Source organism: Acinetobacter halotolerans (genome assembly GCF_004208515.1).
GTDB lineage: Bacteria > Pseudomonadota > Gammaproteobacteria > Pseudomonadales > Moraxellaceae > Acinetobacter > Acinetobacter halotolerans.
Genome location: NZ_SGIM01000011.1, coordinates 107,565 through 133,430, shown reverse-complemented (window position 1 = coordinate 133,430; position 25,866 = coordinate 107,565). Strand labels below are relative to the sequence as shown.

Here is a 25,866-nt window from a genome sequence, read left to right as displayed (position 1 = left end):
TAACCATCACCCAACACTTCAGTACTGAATGCATTCAGGATTACGGTGGTATTTGGCAAACTATTTAATTTGTTCTGTAACACTTGATCGGCACGAAGTTTGGTATCAAACTCGACCAAAGTGACATGCTCAACGATGCCAGCAAGGTCAATTGCAGCTTCCACACCAGAGTTACCACCACCAATCACCGCAACACGTTTACCTTTGAACAGTGGACCGTCACAGTGTGGGCAATACGCCACACCACGAGTGCGGTATTCTGCTTCACCTGGTACATTCATTTCTCTCCAACGCGCACCTGTAGAAAGAATGATGGTTTTTGATTCAAGCTTTGCACCATTTTCAAGTTCAACTTCAACCAAGCCAGTTGCTGTTTGATCCGCACCGGTGATTTTGCTGACACGTTGCAAGTTCATGATATCGACATCATATTCACGCACATGCGCTTCCATCTCAGCAGCAAACTTAGGACCGACAGTTTTTTGTACAGAGGTAAAGTTTTCAATATCCATGGTGTCCATTACCTGACCACCAAAGCGTTCCGCCACGATACCCGTATTGATCCCTTTACGAGCCGCATAGATCGCTGCAGTTGCGCCAGCAGGACCACCACCGATCACCAAGACATCAAAGGCATCTTTGGCATTGATCGCTGCTGCATCTTTCTCTGCTGAGTTGGTATCTAACTTGGCTATGATTTCTTCCAAAGTCATGCGACCTTGACCAATGTGTTGATCATCTTGGAACACCATCGGTACAGCCAAGATTTTGCGTTGTTCCACTTCGTCTTGGAAGAATGCACCATCAATCATGGTGGTAGTGGTATTTGGATTGTTGATCGCGATCAAGTTCAATGCCTGAACCACATCTGGACAGTTATGACAGCTCAATGAAATAAACACATCAAAGTTTGCTTTTAGGTTTAAGCCTTTAATTTGATTTAAAATCTCATCAGAGACCTTAGGAGCATAACCAGACACTTGTAATAATGCCAAGATCAAAGAAGTAAACTCATGTCCCATCGGTAAGCCAGCAAAGAATACACGTGGCTGTTCACCTGCTTTAGCCACCCCAAAACTTGGACGGCGAGCGTTTAAACCATCAAAACGTGCAGTTACTTGATCAGACAATTCCGCAATTTCAGTGACAAGTTCTTTGATTTTTGCCGCTTTGTCGGAATCATCTAAAGCAGCAACCAACTCGATCGGACTTTCTAAACGTTCTAAGTAAGCTTTTAATTGCGTTTTAATATTTTGATCTAACATCGATGTCTCCAAATTCTCAACAATTCAAGTCGGCTAAATTTATTCAATGAGGCTATAGTACGCAAAAGCACCAAATAGGTAAAACAGTATGTTTTTATGGGTTTGATCGGATAAACCGAATGATATTTAACTACACATCCAGCTTTTGCGTGATTCGCAGACGCCTATTTTTTAAATGTTTTGCTAACATATATAAAATGCCACTTAAGCCAAGTACAAGTACAATCAATGCCCATAAGATGACATTGGCAATTTGGGAGATCCATTGCGCTTGTTGAGCACGTTCATCTAAAGCTTGTGTTGTCGCAGTTACGCTTCTGCCATAAAGTTGCTGTTGCATGACCCATAATTGCTCTGGCTGGAAGTCATAGTGATTAAATTGAGTAGGATTATTTTTTTCCACATCAATCAACTGATTAACATAGACATTTGCTGTCTTTCGATCTACAGATGGATGTAACAACGCCACCTGAGCCAACACGTATGCTTTTTCTGTTGGAGATATATTGGTTCGCTGTAAATCTTGAGCGATTTGACTCTCAATAATATTGGTTCGATAACTCATCCAGTGTTGATATGCTTGTTCAGTGTCATCATTCCAATCATATTGCAGATAACTTAGACCTGACCAAATTAAAATAAATGCGATCAACCACGCGACAAAACGTTGCGTCCATGATTGAAAACGGCGTTGAAAAAACTTCAGTTTCTTTGCCCAATATACAAGCAAAAAAGCACCAATCAACGCGCCAAAGACTTTAATAAATAACCATCCCACCCACGACAACAGATTAAAAAAATAATCGATAGGTTCTTTAAAAGGGATTAAATCTTGTACGTGATAAGGTAAGTCTAGAACTTGAACATGTGTAGAAAGATCAAAGACCCGATAGATCATCTCTTTTTGAAAAAAGAAGGAGACCCCGATGGCTATCGCCAAGGTCATACTGAGAAAAAACCATATCATGAGATGACTTTGGCGTTTTGCTAAAGTCTCTAAACGTTGCTCTATCGGTTGAACACTAAAGTCATCTATGGGTGACAATGATTTTTCCTCTTATGACATCAAGACTTTGGCGAATTTTGCCCACTATTTTCCAATACCAAATGATTTAGATTATCCTGCAATGCACGTAACCGAGTGGTTGCTTCAGCACGTTTTTGCATACCTTCTTTCTGAATTTGAATCACATCATTCACTGTATTAATGAGGGTGTTTTGTACATGTTCAAGTGTTTCAACATCAATCACCGAACGTTGATTCGCTTTAGCAGTATCTACTGAGTTTTGATGCAACAATTCAGCATTTTTGCGCAATAATTCATTGGTTGTATCATCAATCGCTTTAGCGAGTTGCACGCTATTTTTTTGTTCTTGTAGAGAAATAGCCAAACTAATTTGATTTTTCCATGCGGGTAAAGTGATATTTTTAATCGCATAAAACTTGTCCACTAACATTAGATTATTCGATTGAATAATACGAATCATCGGCAAAGTTTGCATCGCCGAGTGCTGCAAGACTTGCAAATCACTAACGCGCTTTTCAAGATTATTCGCTAAATGATTTAAATCATAAACTTGTTGCGTCGTTTGTTGATCTTGCTCTTGTGCTGTTAGGTTTGAGATTTGCTGCTGGATATCATGCTGCTTAAGCTGACCTGCTGCAATATAAACACCGAGTTGTTTATATTCTTCTTGAACGGCATCGAACATTTTATCCAAAGTACCCACACGTGCTTTCAAGCCCGATTGAGAACTTTCAATCTCTTTGACCAACGCATCGATTTGTTCTTTTGTGGTATTAAAATGCTGATCAAAACTTTGTTTAGCATTCTTGAACTTACTCAGTATCCCACCAAAAAAACCTGAACTTTTTGATTTATTTAAAATACTCGAAGTATTGAGTTGTTGGGCGACCTGCACGACCTCATTTAACTTTTGCCCAGTTGCGTCCAAATCTTTATTTTGTACAAGGCTCAACAACTCATCTGTATAGGTCGAAGTCTTACTGGCGATATTCTTTCCATATTCCGATACAACAGTGGTGTTGATATCAGCAAGCTCTTTATGCGCACTCATCACTTCAGCAAAATCTTGTGGTTGTAGGCCCAACTCTTTTAAATTGAGTTGTTCAAATCGTTGCTCTTGGTTCACAACCAGCTCGTTTGATGATGGTATTAACTCTGAATTTGACATAACGTTCCCCTCTTATTTCTGTAATGATTTCTTCAGATTTTGGATTAAATTTTCTCTACTCTTGTCCAGCTGTTCAAGCACAGCCGAAGAATTTGACTCACGACTTTGCTTTAAATGATATTGCCAAGCAGGAATTAAAACTTGCTGTGCTTCTTTGAAACGGTCTAATAGACTAAAAGACAAATGCTGAGACAATTGCATCTGTTTCATTGCAATATCATTGCTCGCCTGTAAGGTTTGTAAAGTATTAATTTTTTTTGACAGTCGCTCTACAAAATGATCAAGTGTTTGCTGCTTACTAAACGCTGGATATTCGCTTAAAAACTGTTCTGCAGCCACAATATATGCAGCCATCTGTTCTCTTAGACCCAGCGCTTGTTGCAATCGAGATTGTGATTTTTGAATTTCGATCTGCAATCTTTGACTCAAATGATTGGCCTGCTGAATGAGTTGATCTAAATCTTTGATATATTTGACTTGGCCAGCATCATATTCTATATCAATGCCGAGCCACTTCTGTAAAGCATTAAATTTCCGGCCACCTAAATATTTTTTTGATCGAGACAATTGCTGAATAATTTGATTAATCACTTCGCTGAGTTGTTGGTTGAGTTTAGGATCAACCCCATTCAACAAGACGCTTTGTGCTTGTACCAGATGATCTGCGTAATGATTCAAACGATGCGGATCGTTGAATAAAGGCAATAAATCATTACGTTTAATCGCTAAAATATGTTCTTGATTTGATTCAATTTGCGATAAAGGAGTAAGGTCAAGCGGTATAGTCATATCTGTAGAAAATAGTCAGAACAAATAAGTTTGAACAGCTTAGTTGTAGCATGTTCTGACTCTTTCGCATACTGAAATGTTGTTATGATTTGCAGCATTTGTCGTTGTTATTTTTAAAATTATTTTAAGATTTCTGTGGAATCGCATATGTTCCGATAACGTGTGCCACGGGCTCATCATCATCGAGCGAGTATAACCACACTTCGCCAGTGACTAAAGTTCTACCTACTTTAATTAACTTGCACACCGCTCTGATATTTTTATTTCCATGCGGTTTACGAAAAAAATTAATCGTCATATTAGTCGTAACTGCCATAGCAACCAATCCTAAATGCCCCATGATCGCCACATACAAAACAAAATCAGCCACTAACATTAAGGTCGGACCAGAAACGGTCTGACCAGGACGTAAATCATCCTGATCAACTTGATACAATAATTGTGCACCTTTTGGAGTAATCTCTTCAATCGAACTTTTCTTTAGTGCTTGTGGAAATTCTTGAGCTAAAAACTCAACGATTTCATTTTTACTTGTAGCCATATACAACCTAATCCATCATTTAAAAATTGTTAATCTACACGATTCGAAAGTTCATTTAGCACTTGCCAATAGGTTGGCGGTTCAGAAACATGACCACGCTCACGTAACATTTGGTGCATTTTTGGCAGTTTAAAATAAGGAACTGTCGCCATCAGATGATGTTCTTTATGATAATTAACATGAATGGGTGCGACTAAAGCACGTGCAAGATAGCCAGCCTTCGTAGTACGGGTATTGGTTAAAGCACTATTACTGGTCGGCATACCAGCATGCTCTGCCATAGAGCGAACACGTAGAAACAATGGAAATGGAGTTAAATAAGCCAAAATCCAAAGTGCATAAAGTTTAGGATGCCCTGCTGCCCACAATGCAGAAAATAAAGCCGCATTGGTTACAATTGCCCCAGCACTATTTTTTAAAAATGTTTTAGGATAATCAGACCAATATCGCCCTTGCTGAGAAATCCAACGACGATCATTCGAAACGGTCCATTCCATTTTTTCTATATCCATCAACACTCGCCCGACCGCAAATTTAAAACCTGTCACGCCAGATAGATCACGGATAAATTTGCGCATCAACGATTTTTTCGTGGTAGGAAATCCTGCAACGAGGGATACATCCGGATCATCGACCGTGGAAGTTTTACTATGATGACGCATGTGATGCACGCGGTACTTATGTAGATCATTCCAAATCGGGCGCGCACATAACCAATCCGTCAAGGTGTCATTGAGCCATTTTGTTTTAAATAAACTTTGATGTGAAGCATCATGCATTAAAATTGCCAATGCCAATTGTCGACCCGCCAAAATCACCAAGGCTGCAGCACAAAGTAATAATTTCCCCCAAGCTGGCAAATATTCCCAAGACATTGCTACAGTCGCAAACGTTCCACCAATAACTGCCCAAGTGGACAATACCGCCCAGCCACCATGTAAATCTGATTTGCTTGTTAACGCGGTGATTTCTTCTCTGCTGAATAAATCACTCATTGCGACACGTGTATTCATATCCCTATCCTGCCCATTATTCTACTTTTTAAAATACATGTTTTATAATTTTATTTTAAATCATGTAATATTTCTGTCAATAAATTTAAAGGATATATTTTGTAATATCAAGATGAGTATCTATACCGTACTTTCCTCATAAAACTTGGCCCATAGTGCCAACCCCGTTTGATCAAGTTGCTGAACACTGGATGCAAACTGATCACGAAGTTCGACATCAACAAAATCTTCAGGTAATAAAGGATCATTCATCAATAGTGAAATGGTCTGACGTCCTAACAATAAAGACTCTCTGGTTGCATCGTCCAACTCTAACTGGTTGACCGTCAGTAACCAATCTTGAATCATCTGACTATATTTCTCATAATTTTGATTCAGCGTCTGTGTCGGCCATAATTTAGGAATACTGGCCAAAGTTGCTGGGTCAAAATGATTAATCTGACAAATCTTGGCACTGCTCTCTAAACCAGTCGCTTGTAATGCCAGCACAAGATCCTCAAATGCAATAGCGAGATTATCAGGGCGAATATAAATTCCCTGTTCTAATTCTTTAAAACCAAAATGTTTTAATGCTCTTTCACGACGATTCAATGCAGTACGATCGACCCGCCCTAACTCACCAGTCAACACCGCAAGATATTGGTGATTCCATAGCTTGGTACGTTTAATACCACTCTTACGGTTCAACATAATATCTGCCCACTCATGTGATTGGGCAGTAAATTGATACACCCCCCGCTCAATGGCTTCAATTACCCCTTCAGCGGACAGTCGAGTGACAGCAACACGAATACTATTTTCACTAATTTCAAATAATTTAGCAGCAATAATAATCTGCTTAATCGAAATCTCACGGCCTTGCGAGCCTAAAAGTAAGTCAATAATTAAATCACGGGCATTTAGTTTGATTATCGTCATATTGCTATTGAACCAATTTAAAAATATAAAATTTAGACAATGGATTTATAAATCCTAGCACTGTACATCACGGTTTTTTATGCTGCTCGTCGAAAGTCCTTTCAAAAGAGTATCGAGAGATGCAAAACTTTTTTAAATAATCATCAAACTATTTTTCTTTTGCATTTGTTCAACAACTTCTTTGGTCTCAAAACCCAAACGCCAGTACAACAACTCTAAAACATCCAGCTCGTCCTGCGTAATGATACGATCACTCCATAAACACCTTTCAGCAATAGCCAAGATATTCAGACGATCACGTAATAATAACCCAGATACATCATTTAAAATTTCTGCTAGATCTAATGGCTCATCGGAAATATCTGCATAAATTTGCATTTCATCTTCAGTTAAAAGAAATCTTAAAATGCGCTCGCGTACTTCGAGTTGATTTGGACTATTAATTTGTTGTACATGCAATAAAGCATCGATCAAATGAACGATCTGAGACTTCACGTCTTCAAATGCTGCTGGTAAATGAGCTGGCATCAGATTCAACTCATGCTTCACTCTTTCTAGCAATAACGCATCGAGTAAACCCACCTCTCCATCTGCTTGTATAATTGATGCCAGCTTTGTTAAAAACTGACGTGCGATACTAGTGGGCATATGACCAATATTTTTACATGCATCATGGAAGATTTGGACATGAATTCGACCATCTAAATTTAGCAATGCATCGACTATGGCATGACTCACTGGCGCATCTTGTGGAATAAACTCACGGTATTGGCGAATCATTAGAATCGCCACCATAATTTCTCTAGAACCTGTAGCCGTCTGCATTGCTCTTTGAATCAATTCTGGACGTTTCTTATGTTTACGCACTTCAGGATTGAGCGGCTTAATTGCGTCATTCAATGCAAAACTGATCGGAGACAAGCGCAGCAAAGGTAATGGCTGAGGTGAACTCCACGGTGTCGTGATATCGGTAATTTCTTCTTCTAAGGAACGGAACAAACTAAATAAAGGTCGACTACGCAATTTCCTGAGATTTTCTAATTGTAAATCTTGCAATAATGTCGGATTTAGCTCGTAGATTCGCTCTTTAATACTTGGATGAATATTCATCCAACTCTGGGGACTAAGTGAATTGGCAAAACACATGTGTGAAATCGATTCGGAATATGCACTGTGAATTTGCGAGCCTGAATGATGCACATAGATCCGCAATAACGTTTGAATATTGGCATTGTTATTCATCAAATGCATGGTTTTCAAATCATTGCGGAAGGTTCGACCACTCAAGGTCAGATATTTAATAAAGCGCGTAATGAGGATACCTAAACTACCGATTAACCAAATTACACCACCGATCGCAACAAAAATCGTTTCAAACTTATTACGACGTTTAGTTGCATAAGGACTATAGCCAGCCTGTGCTAATTTGCTGCCCCACTGACTAAATGTGGTTAAGCCACTGTATAGAATTTTAAGCTTGGTGTTTTCAACCGCTTCACCTGATAAAATTTGATTAAACTCATAACTCAGTAAACCATACAGCTCTAGCTCATCTAGATTCTGCAATGCGCCCCAAGTCAAAATAATCACAATATCTTGAGATTTAAAACCTGCCGTTAGCGCATTCACACCTACTTCATCAGGCAATACATAGACGGCTGGAGTATCAATTGCAAAACTATTTGCAACTTGTTCCACAACTTTTAAGGCAGTATTTTCTTCAGGAGTGCTTTCATCAAACACTAAACGTCGCGCTTTCAACTGTTTCGCCAGCGAATGACCACCTTCTCGTAGCACATAAAGTTCTGCACCGACGGACCACAACATGACAAAAATCAGTAAGGCGATAAAATAGGGACTGAGCGCGTGCCACCAAATGACTTGTGTATAATCAAAGAAATGAACTACCAAACCCAAAATTACATTGAGAATAAAAACAGTCAATAACATCGCAAGCCAACAAAAACTCATTGACCATACGATGCTTTTATTTTCAATTAAATAATGGCTCATTTCTTTCAATGTAAATTTTCCTGATTACATTGTTTATATTAGGATTGCGTATAGCCACCATCATAGAATAAAAAAGCGGGAAATTCCCGCTTTTCTATCGATGAAGAACATTACTCTTCTTTTATTCCAGTTAAATCAACCGAGGCTGCATCAATATTAACATCGATATAACCATCAGCTTGTTTTTTCGCTGTGTCATTACGCTTTTGCTCAAGATCAGCGAGATAAGCCTTGTCGATACCACCAGCCACGTAAACACCATCAAATACAGAGCAGTCAAACTCTGTTAAATCCGGCACTTTACTGGTACGAACAGCATCTTTCAAATCTTCTAAATCTTGAAAAACTAAGCGATCAGCACCAATAATTTCACGAATTTCCTCAACGGTACGTTCCGAAGCGATTAATTCTGATTTTGCTGGCATATCAATACCATACACGTTTGGATATTTCACCATAGGCGCAGCTGAAGCAAAGAAAACTTTTTTCGCACCTGAGTCACGTGCCATTTGAATGATTTCATTACACGTTGTACCACGTACAATCGAATCATCAACTAAGAGAACATTTTTGTCTTTAAACTCAAGTTCTACAGGATTCAGTTTTTGGCGAACTGATTTTTTACGTTGTTGCTGACCTGGCATAATAAAGGTACGTCCGATATAACGGTTTTTCATAAAACCTTCACGGAATTTCACACCTAAAATGTTAGCCAACTCTAGTGCAGAGGTACGACTAGTATCAGGAATTGGAATCACAACATCAATATCGTGTTCCTCACTCCATTCTTTTAAAATCTTATATGCAAGTTTTTCGCCCATTTTCAAACGCGCTTTATATACAGAAATACCATCAATAATGGCATCTGGACGTGCAAAATAGACGTATTCGAAAATACATGGACGATATTCTGGATTTACTGCACATTGCTTGGTGAATAGTTCACCCTCTGAATTGATAAAGATGGCTTCGCCTGGCTCAATATCACGCTCAATTTTGAAACCAAGTGCTGTAATCGCCACCGACTCCGAAGCAATAATATATTCAGTGCCCTGTGCAGTCTCACGTGAACCATAGATCAAAGGACGAATCCCGTTTGGATCACGAAAGCCGACTAAACCATGACCTGTAACCATTGCCACCACACCATAAGCACCTTTACAACGCTCATGCACACGAGAAACCGTATGAAACATGTCCTCAGGTGTTGGGTTCAATGTGCCACATTTCTGCAACTCATGGGCAAATACGTTAAGTAAAACTTCCGAATCCGAATCCGTATTCATATGACGTAAATCTGTTTTAAACAGATCATCATGAATTTCTGCGGCATTGGTTAAATTACCATTGTGCGCAAGCGTAATACCGTACGGAGAGTTTACATAAAATGGTTGAGCTTCAGCGCTACTTGATGAACCAGCAGTTGGATAACGAACGTGTCCAATGCCATAGTTCCCAAGTAAAGCACGCATGTGACGAGTATGGAATACATCACGTACCATACCGTTATCTTTGCGGAGAAATAAACGCCCTTGATCGCAAGTTACGATTCCTGCTGCATCCTGTCCTCGATGTTGCAACATCGTCAAGGCATCAAATAACATTTGGTTTACTGGCGATTTACCGGCAATCCCAACAACTCCACACATAGCAACCTCGCGACAAGCTAGCGATTAATAAAAAGGATTTTTCGTCGAATGATCAGCACGATGATCGACTGAAGCACGTTCTGATTCATTCATTTCAGTTGAAGGGCGATGTAATAACGCACCTTCAGAAGTCATTTGATTTAAAGCTTGATTTGCAGCATCTTTGGATAACTCAGTAGCCAAAGGCGCATAGGGTAATAGAATTTGTACAAACTTCGACTGTTTCCAGTGTGGTGAACTCTCAACCCAAGGTCCAAGACCTTGCATCGTAACCAAAACGATTAATAGTCCTTTTAATGAACCAAAAGCACCGCCTGCTAAACGATTTAATGGGCCCAATTTTAAAGTTTTCAAGAGCCCATTCAGCAGTGCCGAAACAATCCACGTACACACAACAATGATTAGTACGATAAAAGCAAAAGCTGCAATTTTTTGCACAACAGGATCTTGGCTGAGACTGCTCATTGCAGGTGCCAATACAACAGCGTACTTTGCTCCGACGATCAAAGCGAATATCCATCCGACCAAGTTCGCAAAGGCTTTTATAAATCCTTGACGCAAACCGTTCAGCCCTCCAATGAGCAAGATGATCAGAATGATGATATCAAGCGTGTTCATTTCACAATGTCATCGCGTTTACACAATCTTTTACAAGCACTGGGCCTGTATAAATCAGACCACTGTAAATTTGAATTAAGCTTGCGCCTGCCTGCTGCTTTGCCACAGCTTGGTCGCCAGATAGAATACCACCGACCCCAATTAACGGAATTTGTCCTTTTAAGACTGAGGAGAACTGACGTAAACATTCAGTACTTTTTTCAAATACTGGTGCGCCAGATAAGCCACCTGCTTCCTCTCCGTGAGGTAGATTTTCTACACCTTCACGGCCTAGGGTAGTATTGGTCACAATCAAACCATCGATTTTAAATTTCAACAATTGCGCTGAAATAAATTCGATATCTTCAGGGGTTAAGTCAGGTGCAACTTTCAGCACTAAAGGAACATAATGATTATATTGTTGCGAAAGTTCAAGTTGACGATCTTTCAAAGTTTTTAACAATTCTGTAAGTGCATCACCGCTTTGTAAACTACGTAAATTTTTGGTATTTGGTGATGAAATATTAACGGTAATGTAAGAAGCGTAGTTATAAACCTTCTCTAGACAAATCAAATAATCTGAAACAGCATCTTCAACAGGTGTATCCGCATTTTTTCCAATATTAATGCCCAAAACACCTTTAAAGTTTGCAGCTTTTACATTTTCAATCAGCTGATCAACCCCATCGTTATTGAACCCCATACGGTTAATAATTGCTTTTGCTTGAGGGATACGGAATAAACGAGGTAAAGGATTGCCTGCTTGTGGGCGTGGTGTAATTGTTCCGATTTCGATAAAACCAAAACCTAATGCAGCTAAGGCATCAATATGTGCACCATTTTTATCTAAACCAGCAGCGAGTCCAACAGGATTTGGAAACACGATACCCATGCACGTCACAGGTTTTGCTGGGACTTTTTGATGCATTAAACCGAATTTTTGAGCTTTACCGAGCATGGAGAGTGTGAGTTCATGCGCACGTTCAGGTGCTAAGGTAAACAACAAAGGGCGCGCCAATGAATATAACATACCAATCACAGTCTACTGATTTTCAAGTACCCATATTATAGGCACAGGCTCAACAAAACACCATGCTTAGCATAGAGTTATTTTAGGTTCTGCTGACATTTCAACCATGCATGAGTTGTTATTGTACTGTTGCGGTCAATTTGATCTGGTTATTATTAGAAACCATTTCCATCTTTACCACACTCAGTCCCATTTGAGACAGTTGCATCAAGAAGTTTGCCAATACCGCATAGTTTTTATGTTCAGCAACAATTTGAATCTGCTCTCCACTTGGTTGTGATGAAACTGCAAGTCCCTGTTGCTGTGCTGTACGCTGAATTTTATCAGCAGCAGAAAGTTCAAGATCATTTGCTGGTTTCATAGTTGCAGCATTACTCTGCATCCACACCGTTAAATCCTTCAACTCACTTACACGCTTTTGTTGCTGATCCGCCAAACTATGCATTTTCCAAACAGCAGCGCCAATGATTACCACGACGACAAAAATAGTCGTAAAAATCACCATGATGCGTTCACGTGCCGATAAAGTTTGTAAATACTGATCTAAAGCTTCTGCTTTCTGGTCAAAGAAATTTTGTAATTGCGTTAATGCTTTCATTATTTTATTTTTACCGTCCCAATCGCACCGACACTGTCTGCTTGTACATTGCCCAATTCAGCTTGAAAGCCTTGTTGATTAAGTTGTTGTACCAATGTTTGCAACTCATTGGCTGAGTTGGCTTTCAATGCCATCGACAAGACCGATGCATCAAAATTCATCTGTTGAGCTACGATCTGATTCTGCATCAAAATAGGTCCAACGCGACTCAACAATGAGAGTGCCTGTGCATCTCCAAGTCGACTCATCCGTAACTGACTTTCAAACTGACTTTTAATATTTTGCTCAGTCACACGACTGTTTTCACCGAACCAATACTTATATTGATCAATAGCTTGTAATGCTGTCTGATCCGCTACTGTTTTAAGTTTTGACCAACGCAAAGCATCATAACCCAATTGGACAAAAATCACGGCCATAAAAACAATAGCAGCAGCTTTCCAATAGCCTGACCATTGCATATCCGTATTTCTAGCTTTCGGGAAAACGTTGAAAGGATGTTGCTTTGCCCTTGGAAGCTGATGAAATTGATAACTAAATTCAGTACGCTGCTCACGACTTGACACGCTCGCCAATTGATCTAACTGACTCGCGTTTAAATTTGCAAATTTGTAATGGGTTTCAGTTGAGGTGAATTCTAAAAACACCCCCAAATCATCGACGGAGTTGCCCAACCAAGCATTCTCCCTAACCAGTAAATGATCATAAAGATTGACCAACACCACTTGATGATTTTCAGAGTCGGCTTCTGGATCAGGGAGAATCAAGAAATCTGGTAGAAAAGCAACAATTTCAATCGGTAATAAACTTAAGGCATGCTGCCAAGTTTCTATTGTTGACTGAGCAACCCCTAGAATATTCAATTGATCTTGATGAAAATGATGCACAACTTTCATTTGATCAATTGGCAAAGTCACATATTCTTCCAAAAGATATTTGACGCCCTCAGGACCTAATTGCTTGTAATGCGTCTTTGTCATCGGTTGCTGCAACATTTGAGCATTTCGACTTGGAAAGTAAATAACTGCTTCTTTTCCAGCATGCTCTTGCAAATCTTGAATCAACAGTTCAAGACTATTTGCCTGCAACCAATTTTCCCCAGTCGACCAATACCATGTTCCGTTGGTTTCGGGCATCCAAATATACAACATAGGTTTTTAGTACTCTTATTCTATTACGGAAATATCCGTTATATCGTTGGAATAAAACAATTCTTTTGTGTAGACAAACCATTGGCGATAACAGCTTGATCATAAATTCGCGCTTCTGCTAGAGCAAAAGGTTGGAACCGTTCGAGTGTTAATTGCTCTGCAATATGTGCAATGACATTCATATGACAAACTACAGCGATTGATTCATACGGCAGCTTTGATAACCATTCAATTGCGCCCTTCGCATCATCATCTGGTTTAATCTTATCGCAAATTAAAACAGGAATTCCTGCAAAATGCGCTTGGATATGCGCTAAAGTTTCTTGTGCACGTAATAATGGACTCACCACAAAAATCTCAGGTCGAATCACATCTTTTAGAAAGTGCCCTGTTTGCTCAGCTTGTTGATGTCCATGTTCAGTCAATGGACGCTGCATATCGTTTCCATTGATTGCTGGAGACGCTTCACCGTGACGAACTAATGTAAGTTGCATAACATAACCTTATTTTTTATAGCGCTATATTAACCATGATAGATGACAGTTTTTTGATTAGACTTCATGGTGTGGTAAAACAAATTCAACATCACTACGATGACCATTTTTCATTAAAGACAAAGCGATCGTCATTGGTGGTGCATTTTCAAAAATAACTTCATATAAAGCATTGGTAATCGGCATATACACATCTAGTTCAGCTGCTTTAGTACGAACTTGAACAATGGTATTAATCCCTTCAGCCGTTTGACCTAACTCTTTAGTTGCCTGATCGAGTGTCTTGCCAGAACCCAAGGCGAAACCAATTTGATAATTACGGCTCAATGGACTATTACAAGTCGCAAATAAATCGCCAACACCAGATAAGCCCAAGAAAGTAAGTGGATTTGCACCTTGCTCTACGGCGAAACGACTCATTTCAGCCAAAGCGCGTGTTAAAATCATGCTCTTGGTATTTTCACCGATGTTATAAGCTGCGCCCATTCCCATTGCAACCGCATAAATATTTTTGAGCGCGCCACCTAATTCAACACCATGCACATCATCACTACCGAATACACGAAATAATGCGCTATGTAATGCATGTTGTACTGCATAGCGTACCAATTCTGATTCACTCGCAATCACTGTACCTGACGGCATACTCGCCATAATTTCTTTGGCTAAGTTTGGACCAGACAATACACCATAAGGGACTTCAGGCAATTCTTCTCGAATGATTTCACTCATGAAACTAAAGGTTTTAGCTTCAATCCCTTTCGTCAGTGAAACAACTGCTTGCGCGCTGATAAATGGTGCGATTTGCTTAAGCACATCCCGAAATGAATGACTCGGAATCGCCACTAAAATAATATCACGATCACGAACAGCCAGTTCTAAATCCGCGACTGCACGTAAAGTCGGCTCCAATGTGTAATCAGGTAAATAGCGTTTATTGACGTGTGTCTGATTGATTTCTTCAGCCACGGCTGCATCACGAATCCAAATCATGGTATCGCAACCATTCCGTGCAGCTAAATTAGCCATTGCGGTACCAAAACTACCACCACCGAGAACAGTAATTCTTAATGCTGTTTTTTGATTCATTGCAATGGGTTCAACTAAATCGCTAAATTTTAACTCTGCCATTTTTTATCCTGAAAATAATTTCTTTGTTTAATCATTCAAAAATAAGATTAGGTCGATTGCCATATTTTTACAAAATTCTGGCTCTCTATTTCTGCACGTGGCGCAATCACTTTAGCAGCCGTACCAATATAAATAATACCTGAAATCAAATCTTGCGCTTGTAATCCTAATTGACGCTTAAGCCAATCTGACTCAACCACGGCACCAGAACGCCACATACTTGCAAAACCCTGCGCCTGCAAAGACAACAACAGGTTTTGAATAGCAGCCCCAGTACTCAGGATTTGCTCAAAATGTGGAACTTTAGGATGATCTTGAAGAGTGGTTAATGCCAAAACCAACATCGGCGCACGAAACGGATGATGTTTTACACGCTCCAACTGTATTGGATCCGTCTCGCCTAAGTCAGCTAAAGCCTTAGCCAAATGTTCGCCAAACGCTGCTCGATGCTCTGCTGTGATGACCACAAACCTCGTTGGCTTTAAGCGATGATGATCAGGCGCTGTTAATGCAGCTTGAATTGCTTTTTCGAGTTGTTCTGTATTCGGTGCTGGATCAATTAACTGCCCAATAGATTGACGTTGATGAATATTTTGATGAATTGTCTCTATATTTGAGTCCGTCATTGACATGAATCTAACTAAGGCAAGGATTTTGCTAGATTAGCATAATCTGAATAATTTTCACTACGTCTAATTGGGGCTTATTGAATATCGATGAATGAATTTTATTACCACATACAACATCGCGAGCTAAAAATTAAATAGGATAATTTCCCTTACCAAGTGCCATAACAAACTGTACACAAGCTGCAAAAGTAATTAAAAATTATATGCTTCAATAATAAGATGATGTCCATCACTAGAGAAAAAGCAATGAAAAAAAATTTAGTTCTTAGTTTAATCGGTGGTTTAGCACTTGGTTTAACAGCATGTGCATCTACCCCAACCAACACATTGGCTGTTCAAAAAGAAAATAATCAATATGAAGTGACGGGTATTGGTAAGACCAGTCTCATTTCTAAAAACAATGCGATTAGTGCTGCGCAGAAGACCTGCACACGCAATACCTCTGCTGTGGTTGTTGATGAAAAAGTGGCTTATCAAGGCGTACTGAAAGGTGTCGTGGATGAGCAAACTGGCAGAATGGTCGAAGCGGCCGCTGGTATGATTGGTACGATGACAGGTACGAAAGCATCTTTATCTAAAGACGATGACTATCTAACGACCTTGACCTTTTACTGCAAAGCCAATTAAATAATACAAAAAAAAGCCGATGCATATGCATCGGCTTTGGTATCTGTTAGAGCTTATTGAAGTTCACTTGCTGCAACTTCTGTATCAGCATCTTCAACAACATCAGTATTGTGCTCATCCATGATTGGTTTATCAATTGCATCGATGGCAGCTTGTTGCTCAGAAGTCGTCTGAGTAGATACAACTGAAGTTGCTTGTTCTTGGTCTTCAGCAGTTTTCGCTTCTTCTTTCTTTGCGCAAGCAGTCAATACCATTACTGGTGCGATCATTAAAGCAATAAGTGTTAGTTTAAAATTCATTGCAGCTTCCCATCATTACTGGTTAGTTTGATGACAATGATATGTCAACAATGTGACATTTTTATGACCACAAGACAATATAAGAGCAAAAGAGCCGATTTCCATCGACTCTCCTCTTTCATCTTCTGTTATAAATCAAAAGATTAGAACTTTATTGAGCACGCTCAATTAATACAGCTACAGCAGGTAAAGTTTTGCCTTCTACAAATTCTAAGAATGCACCACCGCCTGTTGAAATATAACCAATTTGATCGGCAACTGCATATTTATCAATTGCAGCAAGTGTGTCACCACCACCCGCGATTGAGAAACCTGCTGACTCTGCGATTGCAAGTGAAAGTGCTTTCGTACCTTCGCCAAATTGATCAACCTCGAAGACACCCACAGGTCCATTCCAAAGAATGGTTTTTGAAGATTTCAAGATTTCAGCAAAAGCTTTTGCAGTTTCAGGACCAACATCCAGAATCATATCGGTATCAGTCACATCTTCAACTTTTTTCACGACAGCTTGAGTATTGGCCAAAGAACCTAAGAAATCATCAAAGTTGATTTGACTCGCATCAGCAACTACGACATCAGTTGGCAATGGAACACTTACCTTTGCTGCAATTTGTTTCGCAGTTTCAACCAAATCAGCTTCATACAGTGATTTACCGACATTGAAACCGGCAGCAGCCAAGAATGTATTTGCAATACCGCCACCAACGATCAATTGATCACAAAGTGTTGACAAAGAATTTAATACATCAAGTTTCGTTGAGACTTTAGAACCTGCAACGATTGCCACCATTGGCTTTTCAGGTGTTTGCATAGCACGACCCAAAGCATCCAACTCAGCAGCCAATAAAGGACCAGCGGCAGCGACTTGAGCAAAACGAGCAGCGCCTTCAGTCGAAGCTTCTGCGCGATGCGCGGTACCAAATGCATCCATAACGAAAACATCACAAAGTGCAGCATATTTCTTTGCAAGTTCTTCGTTATTTTTCTTTTCGCCATGGTTGAAACGAACGTTTTCAAGTAATACAACTTGGCCCGCTTCAACTTCAACGCCATCTAAATAGTCAGTCAATAATTTAACGTCTTGACCTAAAGCTTTGCTTAAATACGCAGCGACTGGCGCAAGCGATTGTTCAGGTTTTGGCTCACCCTCTACAGGACGACCAAGGTGAGAAAACACCATAACCGCTGCGCCTTTTTCTAAAGCAGCTTGAATGGTCGGCAACGCTGCACGTAGACGTGCATCGCTAGTAATTTCCCCACTTTTTACAGGAACGTTTAAGTCTTCACGAATAAGAACACGTTTACCTGCTAAATCAAGGTCAGTCATGCGCTGGAAATTCATGGATGGCTCTCTAATTGATTTTAAAAACGGCACAATTTTAAATGATTCTCAAAAATAAAGGTGAGTTTTTTTTGTAGAAAAGCTGTCGAAAGCCTCACTTTTGATTATGATAACTCTCGTCTTTATATCTTTTTATTATTATGTCTATTCATCCAGATCCTAAAATTAATCGTTTAAACGTACTTGGCGAACCTTTAGCCAGTTGTTGTTATGACCCAATTACGGGTTACTTCCGTAATGGTTTCTGCCACACATCTACTACCGATTTAGGTCAGCACACCATGTGCGTGCAAATGACCTCTGAATTTTTAAATTTTTCCCAAAAAGTCGGCAATGATCTGATCACACCTTTGCCAGAAATGAGTTTCCCAGGTCTCAAACCTGGGGATTTCTGGTGTATCTGTGTGACACGCTGGGTAGAAGCCTATGAAGCAGGTCAAGCGCCACCGATCAAACTGAATGCCTGCCATAATGCAGTGCTTCACTATGTACCACTCAATATCCTTGTGGAATACGCAGTGTAATGAACCAGTTTGAGCTTATTTTGGCTTCAAGCAGCCAAACACGTAAAGCACTCATGGATCGCTTAGGCTTGGCTTATCACTGTATTTCGCCTGATATCGATGAGTCGGCAAATGGTGAAATGCATGCTGATGATCTGGCCAAACGTTTGGCTTATGAAAAGGCACGTGTTATTGCTGCACAACACCCCCATGCCATTGTGATCGGTTCTGATCAAGTGGCTTGGCGCGAACATGCACCTTATGACTTTATTGGTAAACCTTTAACCGTTGAAAATGCCATTCAACAACTACAAGCCAACTCAGGTAATACGGTCTTCTTTAGTACTGCTTTAAGTGTTCAACACGCACAATCAGGTTATGAAACCACGCTGGTTGAACATTACCAAGTAAAATTTCGCACACTAACGCTTGCTGAAATTGAACGTTATATTGAAATAGATCAGCCTTTGCATTGTGCCGGTAGTTTTAAATGCGAATGCTTGGGAATCAGCTTATTTGAAAAAATGATCGGTGATGACCAAACCACGTTGATGGGCTTACCCATGATTCAACTGTGTAAAATTTTGCGTCAGTTTGGGGTAAATGTGCCTTAAACGCCAATAAACTGCTGCTTAAGCCATTGTTGAAAAGACTGTAGCCCCTTGTGATCTACATGTCGCTTAGGCAGTATGGTGTAATAGCTGAACGGACTTTCCCAAGCAACTTGGCTAGAGTCATTTTCACATAACCAACCCTGTGCAACAGATTGCTGCACCAATATTTTACTAACCACAGCAACCCCCAACCCAGCCAAAGCAGCCTGAATGACCTGATTTTCATCCTCAAAAAAATCAGGCTTCGGATATTCTTGTCCTAATAATTGTGATAAGAAATCAGCGTGATCATGTTTTAACAAATCTGCATTTTTCCACTGAGTCATAAACAGTCTCATTTGAGATTGATCTGAGAGATTCGCCCAATATTGTTGAGTTGCAAATAAACCAAAAGTATCTTTTACAAGCGCGACAACATGAGAATTTTTAAGATCAGCTATACCGTAACGAATCGCCATATCGATACTTAAATCATGATTTATATCGACCACCTGATCATCTGCTTTAATTTGTATATCAATATCGGGATGTAAATTTTTAAAGTCATTTAGTCGTGGCACCAACCACATTGCTGCAAAAGCATTTGTGGTGCTAATGGTGATTTTCTTAGCACTAACTGTTAATTCAGACAAAGTTTGTTTTAATTCTGAGATCATTTTTGTACTGACCTCTGCAAGCTTTTCACCTGCTTCGGTTAACGTTACAGTTCTAAATTCACGTACAAATAGCTTTATTTCTAACTCTTTTTCCAGCTCACTGATTTGATGTGAAACCGCTGTGGGCGATACATTTAATTCTTGTGCAGCAGCTTTAAAGCTTTTTAAGCGCGCAGTGGCTTCAAACACTTTTATACTATTCAATGATGGTAATCGCTTCAGCATACTGCACTTCTTACTTAAGATGAGAAAATTTCATCTTATACAAAAATAATGTCATTTGTCAGCTCTTACACAAATCATCAAACTCTAAAGTATGTTCTATAAGATTGAGTAAATTTCAAATGACTACCCTGCTACATATTGATACTAGTGCCCGTTCATTTTACGGTGAAGGTGAAAAGCATAGTTCCATTTCTAAAATGTTAGGACAACACTTTTTTGCACATTGGAAAAATCAACATCATCACGATCAAATTATTCATCGAGATCTTGGAGCGCAACCACCAAACTTTGTTTCGCAAAAATGGCTTGAAGCGGTATTTACACCAGCGTCCAAACGTACTGAAGCACATAGAGTGTTACTGGCAGAATCTGATCAATATATTGATGAAGTTGCAAGAGCCGATATCATCTTGATCACCACACCAATGTATAATTACGGCATGCCTGCTGCGCTAAAAGCATGGTTTGATCAGGTGATACGAATCAATAAAACCTTTACTTTTGACTTAGCTAGAGGTGATTTTCCGCTTGAACCGATATTTTCAAATAAGACTTTAATTTTACTCAGTTCATGCGGAGAATTTGGTTTTGGTGAAGGAGGAATCAGGGAGCACATGAATCATCTTGGCACCCACATCAAAGTACTCAGTCATTATTTAGGTGTGGATCAATTCTTCGAAATTCGCTCTGAATATCAGGAATTTGGCGACAATAGACATGAAGGCTCAATACTCAGCGCAAAGCAAAAAATTGAAAAACTTGTATCCGAGCTAACAACAACGCAATCAAAGAAAATGCTCACTGCATAAATAAAGTACGAGCAACTTTGTTTTCACATACATTTCCCCTCATCCAGATGCTTGATTTGAATGAGGGGGATAAAATCTATCCTTCAACTGTGACTACTTTTTTCGGCAAAGCGAACCAAATAAATATGGTGAGTACCAAGAAAAGGAATGCAGCAACAGTCAAGACCGAGCGATGTGATTGGCTAAAAGCTTGTTTCGCCGCCTGAATGACGTTTTCAGCCACCACTGGCTGTAATTGTTTACTAGCTTGAATCGCCTCACCAATAGAACTGCTGGTTTGTTCTAGCAAATGATGAGGTAAATTGCTTGGTATCACGATCGAATTTGCATAGAACCACGAGAGCATCAACCCGAAAAATGCGATACCCAAACCAGCACCTAGCTCATACGCCATTCCTTCAATCGCACCTGCTGCTGTCGCCTTACTTGGCGGAACCGAAGACATAATCGCTGAGGTTGAAGCAAGTAAAGCAATTTCTACACTCAAACCTAATACCACCATCCAAGCCCACGCTTGTATTTGTGCTTGCATAAAATCAGTATTTGCTAGCCCCCACAAACTGATTGCACTCATCAACATCCCAAAAGATGCAACTGATCGTAAACCATAGCGATTTACCAGTAGACTTGCGATTGGACCACCCAGACTAATCGCAACCATGAATGGTAAAATAAACGCGCCTGCTGCGAGTGGTGAGAGTTGATAGACGAACTGAAGCTCTTGGGAGATGAGCAACTCAAACCCAACTAAAGCCATCATTGAAACAATCGCCATCACCACACCTGTGGCAATCACGGGATGCTTAAACAACTGAATATCAATCATCGGCGAAGTTGATGTTAATTGTTTACGAACAAAGCCAATCAATAAACCCAAGCCGACGACAAAGATTAAAATTGCCCCAATTGAACCTCCATGCATGGCAGATTTAATCGCATAAATCATACTCAGGATTGCGACCACGAGAACAATGGCCTGTAATAAGTTCAGACTTTGCTTTGGTTGCCCTGCTTGCTTAGGCACGACATAAGCAGCCAATACCAAAACAAACAACACAATCGGCACATTAATCAAGAATACTGCACCCCAATGAAAATGCTCCAGTAAAAAACCACCAACCAATGGACCAAAAGCTGCACCGCCACCGCCTACAGTCGCCCAAATACCCAAAGCAAAGTTACGTTGTTTTTCATCGAGGAAAGTATTCCGAACTGCCGATAAAGTTGCAGGCAAAATCATTGCCGCGCCAACAGCCAATAAAGCACGTGAACCAATCAATGCCCATGCTGTTGAGGAAAATGCAGCCGCTAATGATGCGAGACCAAATAAAATGCCGCCGATGATCATCAAACGTTTAAAACCGATGCGGTCGCCCAGTGCACCCATCGGTAAAATAAGTCCCGCCATGACCAATGAATAGATATCGATAATCCATAGCAGTTCATTTGCTGATAAAGAAAGCGACTCACTCAATGTAGGTGTCGCGACATGTAAAACGGTTGCATCGATGGAAACTGGGAGATAGATCAATACAACGATTGCAAGAATTAACCACTTGCGTGACATAAATGCCTCTAAATTTGGACAGATGTTCAAGTTGTTGCTATTATAATCAAAATTGAACACTTGTCCAATTTTAAAATTTAAGTTACTTTGTTGCTGGTTGTGACACAGCTCATCAGGTTTGGAAAAATGGCTTATTTAAATCGAGAACAACGTCGTGAAATGATTTTGCAGGCAGCAATGCAGGTTGCTTTAAACGAAGGATTTTCAGCAATGACGGTTCGGCGTATTGCAACTGAGGCACAAACCTCTACTGGACAAGTCCATCATCACTTTTCGTCAAATTCACATTTAAAAGCAGAAGCTTTTATCAAACTGATGCAACAGCTCGATGAAATTGAAAATCAAGTCGATACCGTGAATTCCTTACAACGCCTATCTTTACTACTTGGTTGTGAAAACATCGAACAGATTCAACCTTACCTTCGACTTTGGAATGAAGCAGAAGTGTTAATTGATCAAGATCAAGAAATAAAAAATGCCTATAACATTGCGATGCAAGACTGGCATAAATCAATCGTTAAAATGATTGATCAAGGCAAAACTCAAGGCGAGTTTAAATTTGAATCAAACAGCCAAGACATTGCTTGGCGTTTGATTGCATTTGTGTGCGGTCTCGAAGGGATTTATAAACTAGGACTCAATGGACTCAATGAAGCAGATTTCAAGCGTCATACTGAAATCATAATACGTGCAGAGTTATCTGCTGAAACTTAGTGTTCATGATCATGTGCATGCAACTCATGATCTTCAACGCCTTCGTCCATACTCTGTACAACACCCTGACCATTTTTGATTTCAGCGGTATAGTTGCCTTTATCGCTGTAAATCTGAATAATCGTATATTGATCTTTTTGACTTTGAGTAATGGTAAAGAAATTTCGTTCAGGGCTTCCTTGTTGAAAACGACCATGCCAGCGCAAAATATCATCATCCACTTTTTCAATTTCAACAATTTCACCGCTACGATTTATTCCATATTCAAGCATTTGAAACTTAACAATGTCTCCGACTTTTTTGGTCTCAATAATGTTTTGGTTGTAACGAACAGCCATTCCTTTACCGCTTTTCGACAAAGGTAATGCACTACTCACTTTCAAATCATCATCTTGTATTTCATGAAATAGAACCGTTTCTTTTACAGCTGTTTCCAATTCCGATTTAGAAAGATTTAAATTTTCTCTCGGAAAAACAGAAAGCTCTTGAACAGATGACTTTATTTTTGTTGAGGCATCATCTTGCGTGGATGCAGCAACATGATCTGGCTTTAAAAAGAAAATTAAACCTGCAATCACGATGAACGTGATTGCAAGTAGAAAAATAATTTTTGAATGCTTCATGCTCAAGAAATCACTTAATGGTATTGTGAAATTCGGACTGCAGTAGCGTTAATCACGCTGACTGCATCTTTTTTACCTTCTTCACCCAAACGTACACCATATTTAGGATTATACAAATACGGACTAGAATAAAAATTCAGATTGTTTCCACCCAATGCTGTACTACCTAATGGATGAGCAAAACCCGAACCTATATTGGTAGAGTCATTATGATATATACCCAAATTATGACCTACCTCATGACGCATAGCTGCAACCGAGCAGCCAGCAATATCATTAGCACCAATCATATTGTAGTAACTTGCATTAATCCACGCCCAACCACAACCACCAGCTCCAGGTTCATTCCCCTGATAATACACGCCATCCGCCAAAACTCGTTTTCGTTCATTTTGCACAGTTGTATCAGAACGCCCCACATAAATTGCATCTAATAATGTTGAAGCTGGCATCTTATAAGTGATGTATCCAGTTTGCCTCAAATAAAACTTAGCAGATGAATTTTCAGCCGTAACATTGGTTAAATTCAATCCTTCAATCAAACGGAGTTTTGCAGCGCTTTCTCCTATGATTGCAGTTACTTCAGGACTATTAACGAATAACATATCGATGGTATGACTATCGATAGTCCAACCTTGACTAGTAAAGATAAAACGACGGTTCTCGCCATTCTTAATCGTAGTCGACAAGCCATTTGTAGCCAAAACAAAACTATCTGTATCCGCTGTTGACGATAAGATGACTTTATCACCCACCCGTGCGCTTGTAGGCAAATTGATTGTTTGTCTCCAATTAGTATTGGAAATTCTGACTTTCAATGTTGGCTCAGTCATATTTGGTAAAACTGATGCAATACTGCCATTTGCTTCTATCACTTTGGTTGGTGCAGACATTAATACCCAATGCCCTTTATCACTCACAAACATGAACTCGTATTGATCACCCTTTTTAAGTGTTAAAGTCGCATCACTACTGATGTTGGTATTATTAATTTTTGCAGACCAAGTTGCAGTTGATTTTATCCAAATGCGGTCACGATCATTCGCAGTAGTCGGCAAGGTGAAATTAGGCACCCAATTTGCATCTGCAAAGTTAATTTCTGTCACTGGAGCAGTTACCGTAGTCAAACTTGCACCAATGTCTTTTACATTAATTTTTACAGGTTTAATAAATTCAGGTACCCACTTCTGCAATGCAGCATTGTATTTCAACCAGTATTCACTTCCTTGCGTAAGGTTGAAGCTACTCGGAAACAGTAAATTAGTTTTAGAGATTTCTGAAGGGTACGTCGCAGTAGAGGTAATTTGCACGAGAGTACCATCATTAACATTTGATGGTAGTGCGATCGTTTTCGCCCACTTACCATCAGCCAGTAGAATACGTTGCAATTTCGTATTGTTCAGGGCGATTTCTTCAAATTGTGCATTAGTGGTTGGGCTAATGGCTGCAAGCTGAGTTACCCATTTTTTTAGATTTGCATCATATACAAACTGGAAGGTGTCACCACTTTGAATTTCAAGTACTTCAATTGGCAAATTGGTATTGGAGGTATCCAAATAACTTTTCCAACCAGCACTTGATTGAATCGTAATCTTATCTTGGTGATTGGCAGTGTTTGGCAAATATATATTTTTTACCCAATTTCCATTAGATAAAACAAATTTTAAATCAGCATGACCGCTTGGGATACTGCCACTATTGTTAATCTGGTTTGGAGATAATGTCGTTGAAGCATATACAGCTGTTGTTACAAGCACACCAGCCAAACAAATCGCTTTGAGTCCAAATTTCATTTATAAGTCCTTTTTTGTGTATTTTTTACACACTCAACTTTAGCAAAATGCCTAGCCACCATCAAGCTTTAATTTTATAA

Annotated in this window: 27 protein-coding genes; 5 read left to right on the top strand and 22 right to left on the bottom strand. The window is 39.7% G+C overall.

From position 1 onward, the window contains the following. The 16 genes from ahpF to EXE30_RS13030 all read right to left on the bottom strand — a co-directional run. Positions 1-1,265, bottom strand: a 1,265-nt coding sequence (gene ahpF, locus EXE30_RS13105) for an alkyl hydroperoxide reductase subunit F (RefSeq protein ID WP_130162781.1), incomplete at its 3' end; no start/stop codon positions are given. Between the two features lie 130 nt (positions 1,266-1,395). Then, positions 1,396-2,310 carry a hypothetical protein gene (locus tag EXE30_RS13100; RefSeq protein WP_130162780.1) on the bottom strand — a complete coding sequence of 305 codons (915 nt, stop codon included), beginning with the start codon at positions 2,308-2,310 and terminating at the stop codon, positions 1,396-1,398. 20 nt (positions 2,311-2,330) lie between these two features. Beyond that, positions 2,331-3,461 carry a toxic anion resistance protein gene (locus tag EXE30_RS13095; protein WP_130162779.1) on the bottom strand — a complete coding sequence of 377 codons (1,131 nt, stop codon included), beginning with the start codon at positions 3,459-3,461 and terminating at the stop codon, positions 2,331-2,333. A 12-nt stretch (positions 3,462-3,473) separates the two neighbouring features. After that, positions 3,474-4,250: a tellurium resistance protein gene (locus EXE30_RS13090; protein ID WP_130162778.1), complete on the bottom strand. Its 777-nt coding sequence runs from the start codon at positions 4,248-4,250 to the stop codon at positions 3,474-3,476. 124 nt (positions 4,251-4,374) lie between these two features. Beyond that, positions 4,375-4,791: a PaaI family thioesterase gene (locus EXE30_RS13085; RefSeq protein ID WP_130162777.1), complete on the bottom strand. Its 417-nt coding sequence runs from the start codon at positions 4,789-4,791 to the stop codon at positions 4,375-4,377. A 29-nt stretch (positions 4,792-4,820) separates the two neighbouring features. After that, entirely contained in the window at positions 4,821-5,804 is a 984-nt protein-coding gene (locus EXE30_RS13080) for a fatty acid desaturase family protein (protein ID WP_130162776.1), read from the bottom strand. A gap of 120 nt (positions 5,805-5,924) precedes the next feature. Further along, positions 5,925-6,722: a PaaX family transcriptional regulator C-terminal domain-containing protein gene (locus tag EXE30_RS13075; protein WP_130162775.1), complete on the bottom strand. Its 798-nt coding sequence runs from the start codon at positions 6,720-6,722 to the stop codon at positions 5,925-5,927. 132 nt (positions 6,723-6,854) lie between these two features. Further along, the gene (locus tag EXE30_RS13070; RefSeq protein WP_165382413.1) at positions 6,855-8,744 is read right to left on the bottom strand and encodes a M48 family metalloprotease; all 1,890 of its coding nucleotides are present in this window, start codon (positions 8,742-8,744) and stop codon (positions 6,855-6,857) included. Between the two features lie 101 nt (positions 8,745-8,845). Then, complete coding sequence (purF, locus tag EXE30_RS13065) at positions 8,846-10,384, bottom strand: amidophosphoribosyltransferase (RefSeq protein ID WP_121929883.1); 1,539 nt, start codon at positions 10,382-10,384, stop codon at positions 8,846-8,848. A 24-nt stretch (positions 10,385-10,408) separates the two neighbouring features. Next, positions 10,409-11,002, bottom strand: coding sequence for a CvpA family protein (locus EXE30_RS13060; RefSeq protein ID WP_130162773.1), 594 nt, complete (start codon positions 11,000-11,002; stop codon positions 10,409-10,411). Between the two features lies 1 nt (position 11,003). Then, positions 11,004-12,011: a quinone-dependent dihydroorotate dehydrogenase gene (locus EXE30_RS13055; RefSeq protein WP_130162772.1), complete on the bottom strand. Its 1,008-nt coding sequence runs from the start codon at positions 12,009-12,011 to the stop codon at positions 11,004-11,006. Positions 12,012-12,129: 118 nt separating this feature from the next. Continuing rightward, entirely contained in the window at positions 12,130-12,609 is a 480-nt protein-coding gene (gene gspM / locus EXE30_RS13050) for a type II secretion system protein GspM (RefSeq protein ID WP_130162771.1), read from the bottom strand. Next, a complete protein-coding gene (gene gspL / locus EXE30_RS13045) occupies positions 12,609-13,760 on the bottom strand; it encodes a type II secretion system protein GspL (protein ID WP_130162770.1) in 1,152 nt (383 codons plus the stop codon). Before gspL ends, gspM begins: the two co-directional genes overlap by 1 nt. Before the next feature lie 38 nt (positions 13,761-13,798). Then, positions 13,799-14,254: a phosphoglycerate mutase family protein gene (locus tag EXE30_RS13040; protein WP_130162769.1), complete on the bottom strand. Its 456-nt coding sequence runs from the start codon at positions 14,252-14,254 to the stop codon at positions 13,799-13,801. Between the two features lie 57 nt (positions 14,255-14,311). Beyond that, positions 14,312-15,385, bottom strand: coding sequence for an NAD(P)H-dependent glycerol-3-phosphate dehydrogenase (locus EXE30_RS13035; RefSeq protein ID WP_130162768.1), 1,074 nt, complete (start codon positions 15,383-15,385; stop codon positions 14,312-14,314). Positions 15,386-15,432: 47 nt separating this feature from the next. After that, positions 15,433-16,011: a nitroreductase family protein gene (locus EXE30_RS13030; protein WP_165382412.1), complete on the bottom strand. Its 579-nt coding sequence runs from the start codon at positions 16,009-16,011 to the stop codon at positions 15,433-15,435. Positions 16,012-16,260: 249 nt separating this feature from the next. Here EXE30_RS13030 and EXE30_RS13025 point away from each other — a divergent pair, with 249 nt between their 5' ends. Then, positions 16,261-16,641, top strand: a complete 381-nt coding sequence (locus EXE30_RS13025; RefSeq protein ID WP_130162766.1) for a hypothetical protein — start codon at positions 16,261-16,263, stop codon at positions 16,639-16,641. A 53-nt stretch (positions 16,642-16,694) separates the two neighbouring features. On the opposite strand, the gene EXE30_RS13020 is transcribed toward EXE30_RS13025, so the two are convergent. Together EXE30_RS13020 and EXE30_RS13015 are read right to left on the bottom strand one after the other, a co-directional pair. After that, the gene (locus EXE30_RS13020; protein WP_130162765.1) at positions 16,695-16,940 is read right to left on the bottom strand and encodes a hypothetical protein; all 246 of its coding nucleotides are present in this window, start codon (positions 16,938-16,940) and stop codon (positions 16,695-16,697) included. Between the two features lie 151 nt (positions 16,941-17,091). Then, positions 17,092-18,282: a phosphoglycerate kinase gene (locus EXE30_RS13015; RefSeq protein ID WP_130162764.1), complete on the bottom strand. Its 1,191-nt coding sequence runs from the start codon at positions 18,280-18,282 to the stop codon at positions 17,092-17,094. Positions 18,283-18,422: 140 nt separating this feature from the next. On the opposite strand from EXE30_RS13015, the gene EXE30_RS13010 reads away from it, so the two are divergent. Together EXE30_RS13010 and EXE30_RS13005 are read left to right on the top strand one after the other, a co-directional pair. Next, entirely contained in the window at positions 18,423-18,806 is a 384-nt protein-coding gene (locus EXE30_RS13010) for a DUF2237 family protein (protein WP_004671539.1), read from the top strand. Next, positions 18,806-19,399: a Maf family protein gene (locus EXE30_RS13005; protein ID WP_130162763.1), complete on the top strand. Its 594-nt coding sequence runs from the start codon at positions 18,806-18,808 to the stop codon at positions 19,397-19,399. Before EXE30_RS13010 ends, EXE30_RS13005 begins: the two co-directional genes overlap by 1 nt. On the opposite strand, the gene EXE30_RS13000 is transcribed toward EXE30_RS13005, so the two are convergent. Further along, positions 19,396-20,280 (bottom strand): LysR family transcriptional regulator, encoded by an 885-nt coding sequence (locus tag EXE30_RS13000; RefSeq protein ID WP_130162762.1) that lies wholly within the window; start codon positions 20,278-20,280, stop codon positions 19,396-19,398. The genes EXE30_RS13005 and EXE30_RS13000 overlap by 4 nt on opposite strands. Before the next feature lie 119 nt (positions 20,281-20,399). Here EXE30_RS13000 and EXE30_RS12995 point away from each other — a divergent pair, with 119 nt between their 5' ends. Beyond that, positions 20,400-21,089 carry an FMN-dependent NADH-azoreductase gene (locus tag EXE30_RS12995; RefSeq protein WP_130162761.1) on the top strand — a complete coding sequence of 230 codons (690 nt, stop codon included), beginning with the start codon at positions 20,400-20,402 and terminating at the stop codon, positions 21,087-21,089. A gap of 76 nt (positions 21,090-21,165) precedes the next feature. Here the strand turns inward: EXE30_RS12995 and EXE30_RS12990 are convergent, their stop codons facing one another. Further along, entirely contained in the window at positions 21,166-22,656 is a 1,491-nt protein-coding gene (locus EXE30_RS12990) for an MFS transporter (RefSeq protein WP_130162760.1), read from the bottom strand. 126 nt (positions 22,657-22,782) lie between these two features. On the opposite strand from EXE30_RS12990, the gene EXE30_RS12985 reads away from it, so the two are divergent. Beyond that, on the top strand, positions 22,783-23,370 hold the full coding sequence (locus EXE30_RS12985) for a TetR family transcriptional regulator (protein WP_130162759.1): 588 nt from the start codon (positions 22,783-22,785) through the stop codon (positions 23,368-23,370). On the opposite strand, the gene cpaB is transcribed toward EXE30_RS12985, so the two are convergent. Together cpaB and cpaA are read right to left on the bottom strand one after the other, a co-directional pair. After that, positions 23,367-23,993, bottom strand: coding sequence for a metalloprotease secretion chaperone CpaB (cpaB, locus tag EXE30_RS12980; protein WP_130162758.1), 627 nt, complete (start codon positions 23,991-23,993; stop codon positions 23,367-23,369). The two genes, EXE30_RS12985 and cpaB, sit on opposite strands and share 4 nt — an antisense overlap. 14 nt (positions 23,994-24,007) lie before the next feature. Then, positions 24,008-25,786 carry a metalloendopeptidase CpaA gene (gene cpaA, locus EXE30_RS12975; protein ID WP_130162757.1) on the bottom strand — a complete coding sequence of 593 codons (1,779 nt, stop codon included), beginning with the start codon at positions 25,784-25,786 and terminating at the stop codon, positions 24,008-24,010. Positions 25,787-25,866: the final 80 nt, after the last annotated feature.

Bases quoted from the DNA above. Each gene is read 5' to 3' on its own strand.
- EXE30_RS13095 (WP_130162779.1), bottom strand. From the start codon at position 3,461: ATGTCAAATTCAGAGTTAATACCATCATCAAACGAGCTGGTTGTGAAC.
- EXE30_RS13090 (WP_130162778.1), bottom strand. From the start codon at position 4,250: ATGACTATACCGCTTGACCTTACTCCTTTATCGCAAATTGAATCAAAT.
- EXE30_RS13085 (WP_130162777.1), bottom strand. From the start codon at position 4,791: ATGGCTACAAGTAAAAATGAAATCGTTGAGTTTTTAGCTCAAGAATTT.
- EXE30_RS13080 (WP_130162776.1), bottom strand. From the start codon at position 5,804: ATGAATACACGTGTCGCAATGAGTGATTTATTCAGCAGAGAAGAAATC.
- EXE30_RS13075 (WP_130162775.1), bottom strand. From the start codon at position 6,722: ATGACGATAATCAAACTAAATGCCCGTGATTTAATTATTGACTTACTT.
- purF (WP_121929883.1), bottom strand. From the start codon at position 10,384: ATGTGTGGAGTTGTTGGGATTGCCGGTAAATCGCCAGTAAACCAAATG.
- EXE30_RS13060 (WP_130162773.1), bottom strand. From the start codon at position 11,002: ATGAACACGCTTGATATCATCATTCTGATCATCTTGCTCATTGGAGGG.
- EXE30_RS13055 (WP_130162772.1), bottom strand. From the start codon at position 12,011: ATGTTATATTCATTGGCGCGCCCTTTGTTGTTTACCTTAGCACCTGAA.
- gspM (WP_130162771.1), bottom strand. From the start codon at position 12,609: ATGAAAGCATTAACGCAATTACAAAATTTCTTTGACCAGAAAGCAGAA.
- gspL (WP_130162770.1), bottom strand. From the start codon at position 13,760: ATGTTGTATATTTGGATGCCCGAAACCAACGGAACATGGTATTGGTCG.
- EXE30_RS13040 (WP_130162769.1), bottom strand. From the start codon at position 14,254: ATGCAACTTACATTAGTTCGTCACGGTGAAGCGTCTCCAGCAATCAAT.
- EXE30_RS13035 (WP_130162768.1), bottom strand. From the start codon at position 15,385: ATGGCAGAGTTAAAATTTAGCGATTTAGTTGAACCCATTGCAATGAAT.
- EXE30_RS13030 (WP_165382412.1), bottom strand. From the start codon at position 16,011: ATGACGGACTCAAATATAGAGACAATTCATCAAAATATTCATCAACGT.
- EXE30_RS13025 (WP_130162766.1), top strand. From the start codon at position 16,261: ATGAAAAAAAATTTAGTTCTTAGTTTAATCGGTGGTTTAGCACTTGGT.
- EXE30_RS13020 (WP_130162765.1), bottom strand. From the start codon at position 16,940: ATGAATTTTAAACTAACACTTATTGCTTTAATGATCGCACCAGTAATG.
- EXE30_RS13015 (WP_130162764.1), bottom strand. From the start codon at position 18,282: ATGAATTTCCAGCGCATGACTGACCTTGATTTAGCAGGTAAACGTGTT.
- EXE30_RS13010 (WP_004671539.1), top strand. From the start codon at position 18,423: ATGTCTATTCATCCAGATCCTAAAATTAATCGTTTAAACGTACTTGGC.
- EXE30_RS13005 (WP_130162763.1), top strand. From the start codon at position 18,806: ATGAACCAGTTTGAGCTTATTTTGGCTTCAAGCAGCCAAACACGTAAA.
- EXE30_RS13000 (WP_130162762.1), bottom strand. From the start codon at position 20,280: ATGCTGAAGCGATTACCATCATTGAATAGTATAAAAGTGTTTGAAGCC.
- EXE30_RS12995 (WP_130162761.1), top strand. From the start codon at position 20,400: ATGACTACCCTGCTACATATTGATACTAGTGCCCGTTCATTTTACGGT.
- EXE30_RS12990 (WP_130162760.1), bottom strand. From the start codon at position 22,656: ATGTCACGCAAGTGGTTAATTCTTGCAATCGTTGTATTGATCTATCTC.
- EXE30_RS12985 (WP_130162759.1), top strand. From the start codon at position 22,783: ATGGCTTATTTAAATCGAGAACAACGTCGTGAAATGATTTTGCAGGCA.
- cpaB (WP_130162758.1), bottom strand. From the start codon at position 23,993: ATGAAGCATTCAAAAATTATTTTTCTACTTGCAATCACGTTCATCGTG.
- cpaA (WP_130162757.1), bottom strand. From the start codon at position 25,786: ATGAAATTTGGACTCAAAGCGATTTGTTTGGCTGGTGTGCTTGTAACA.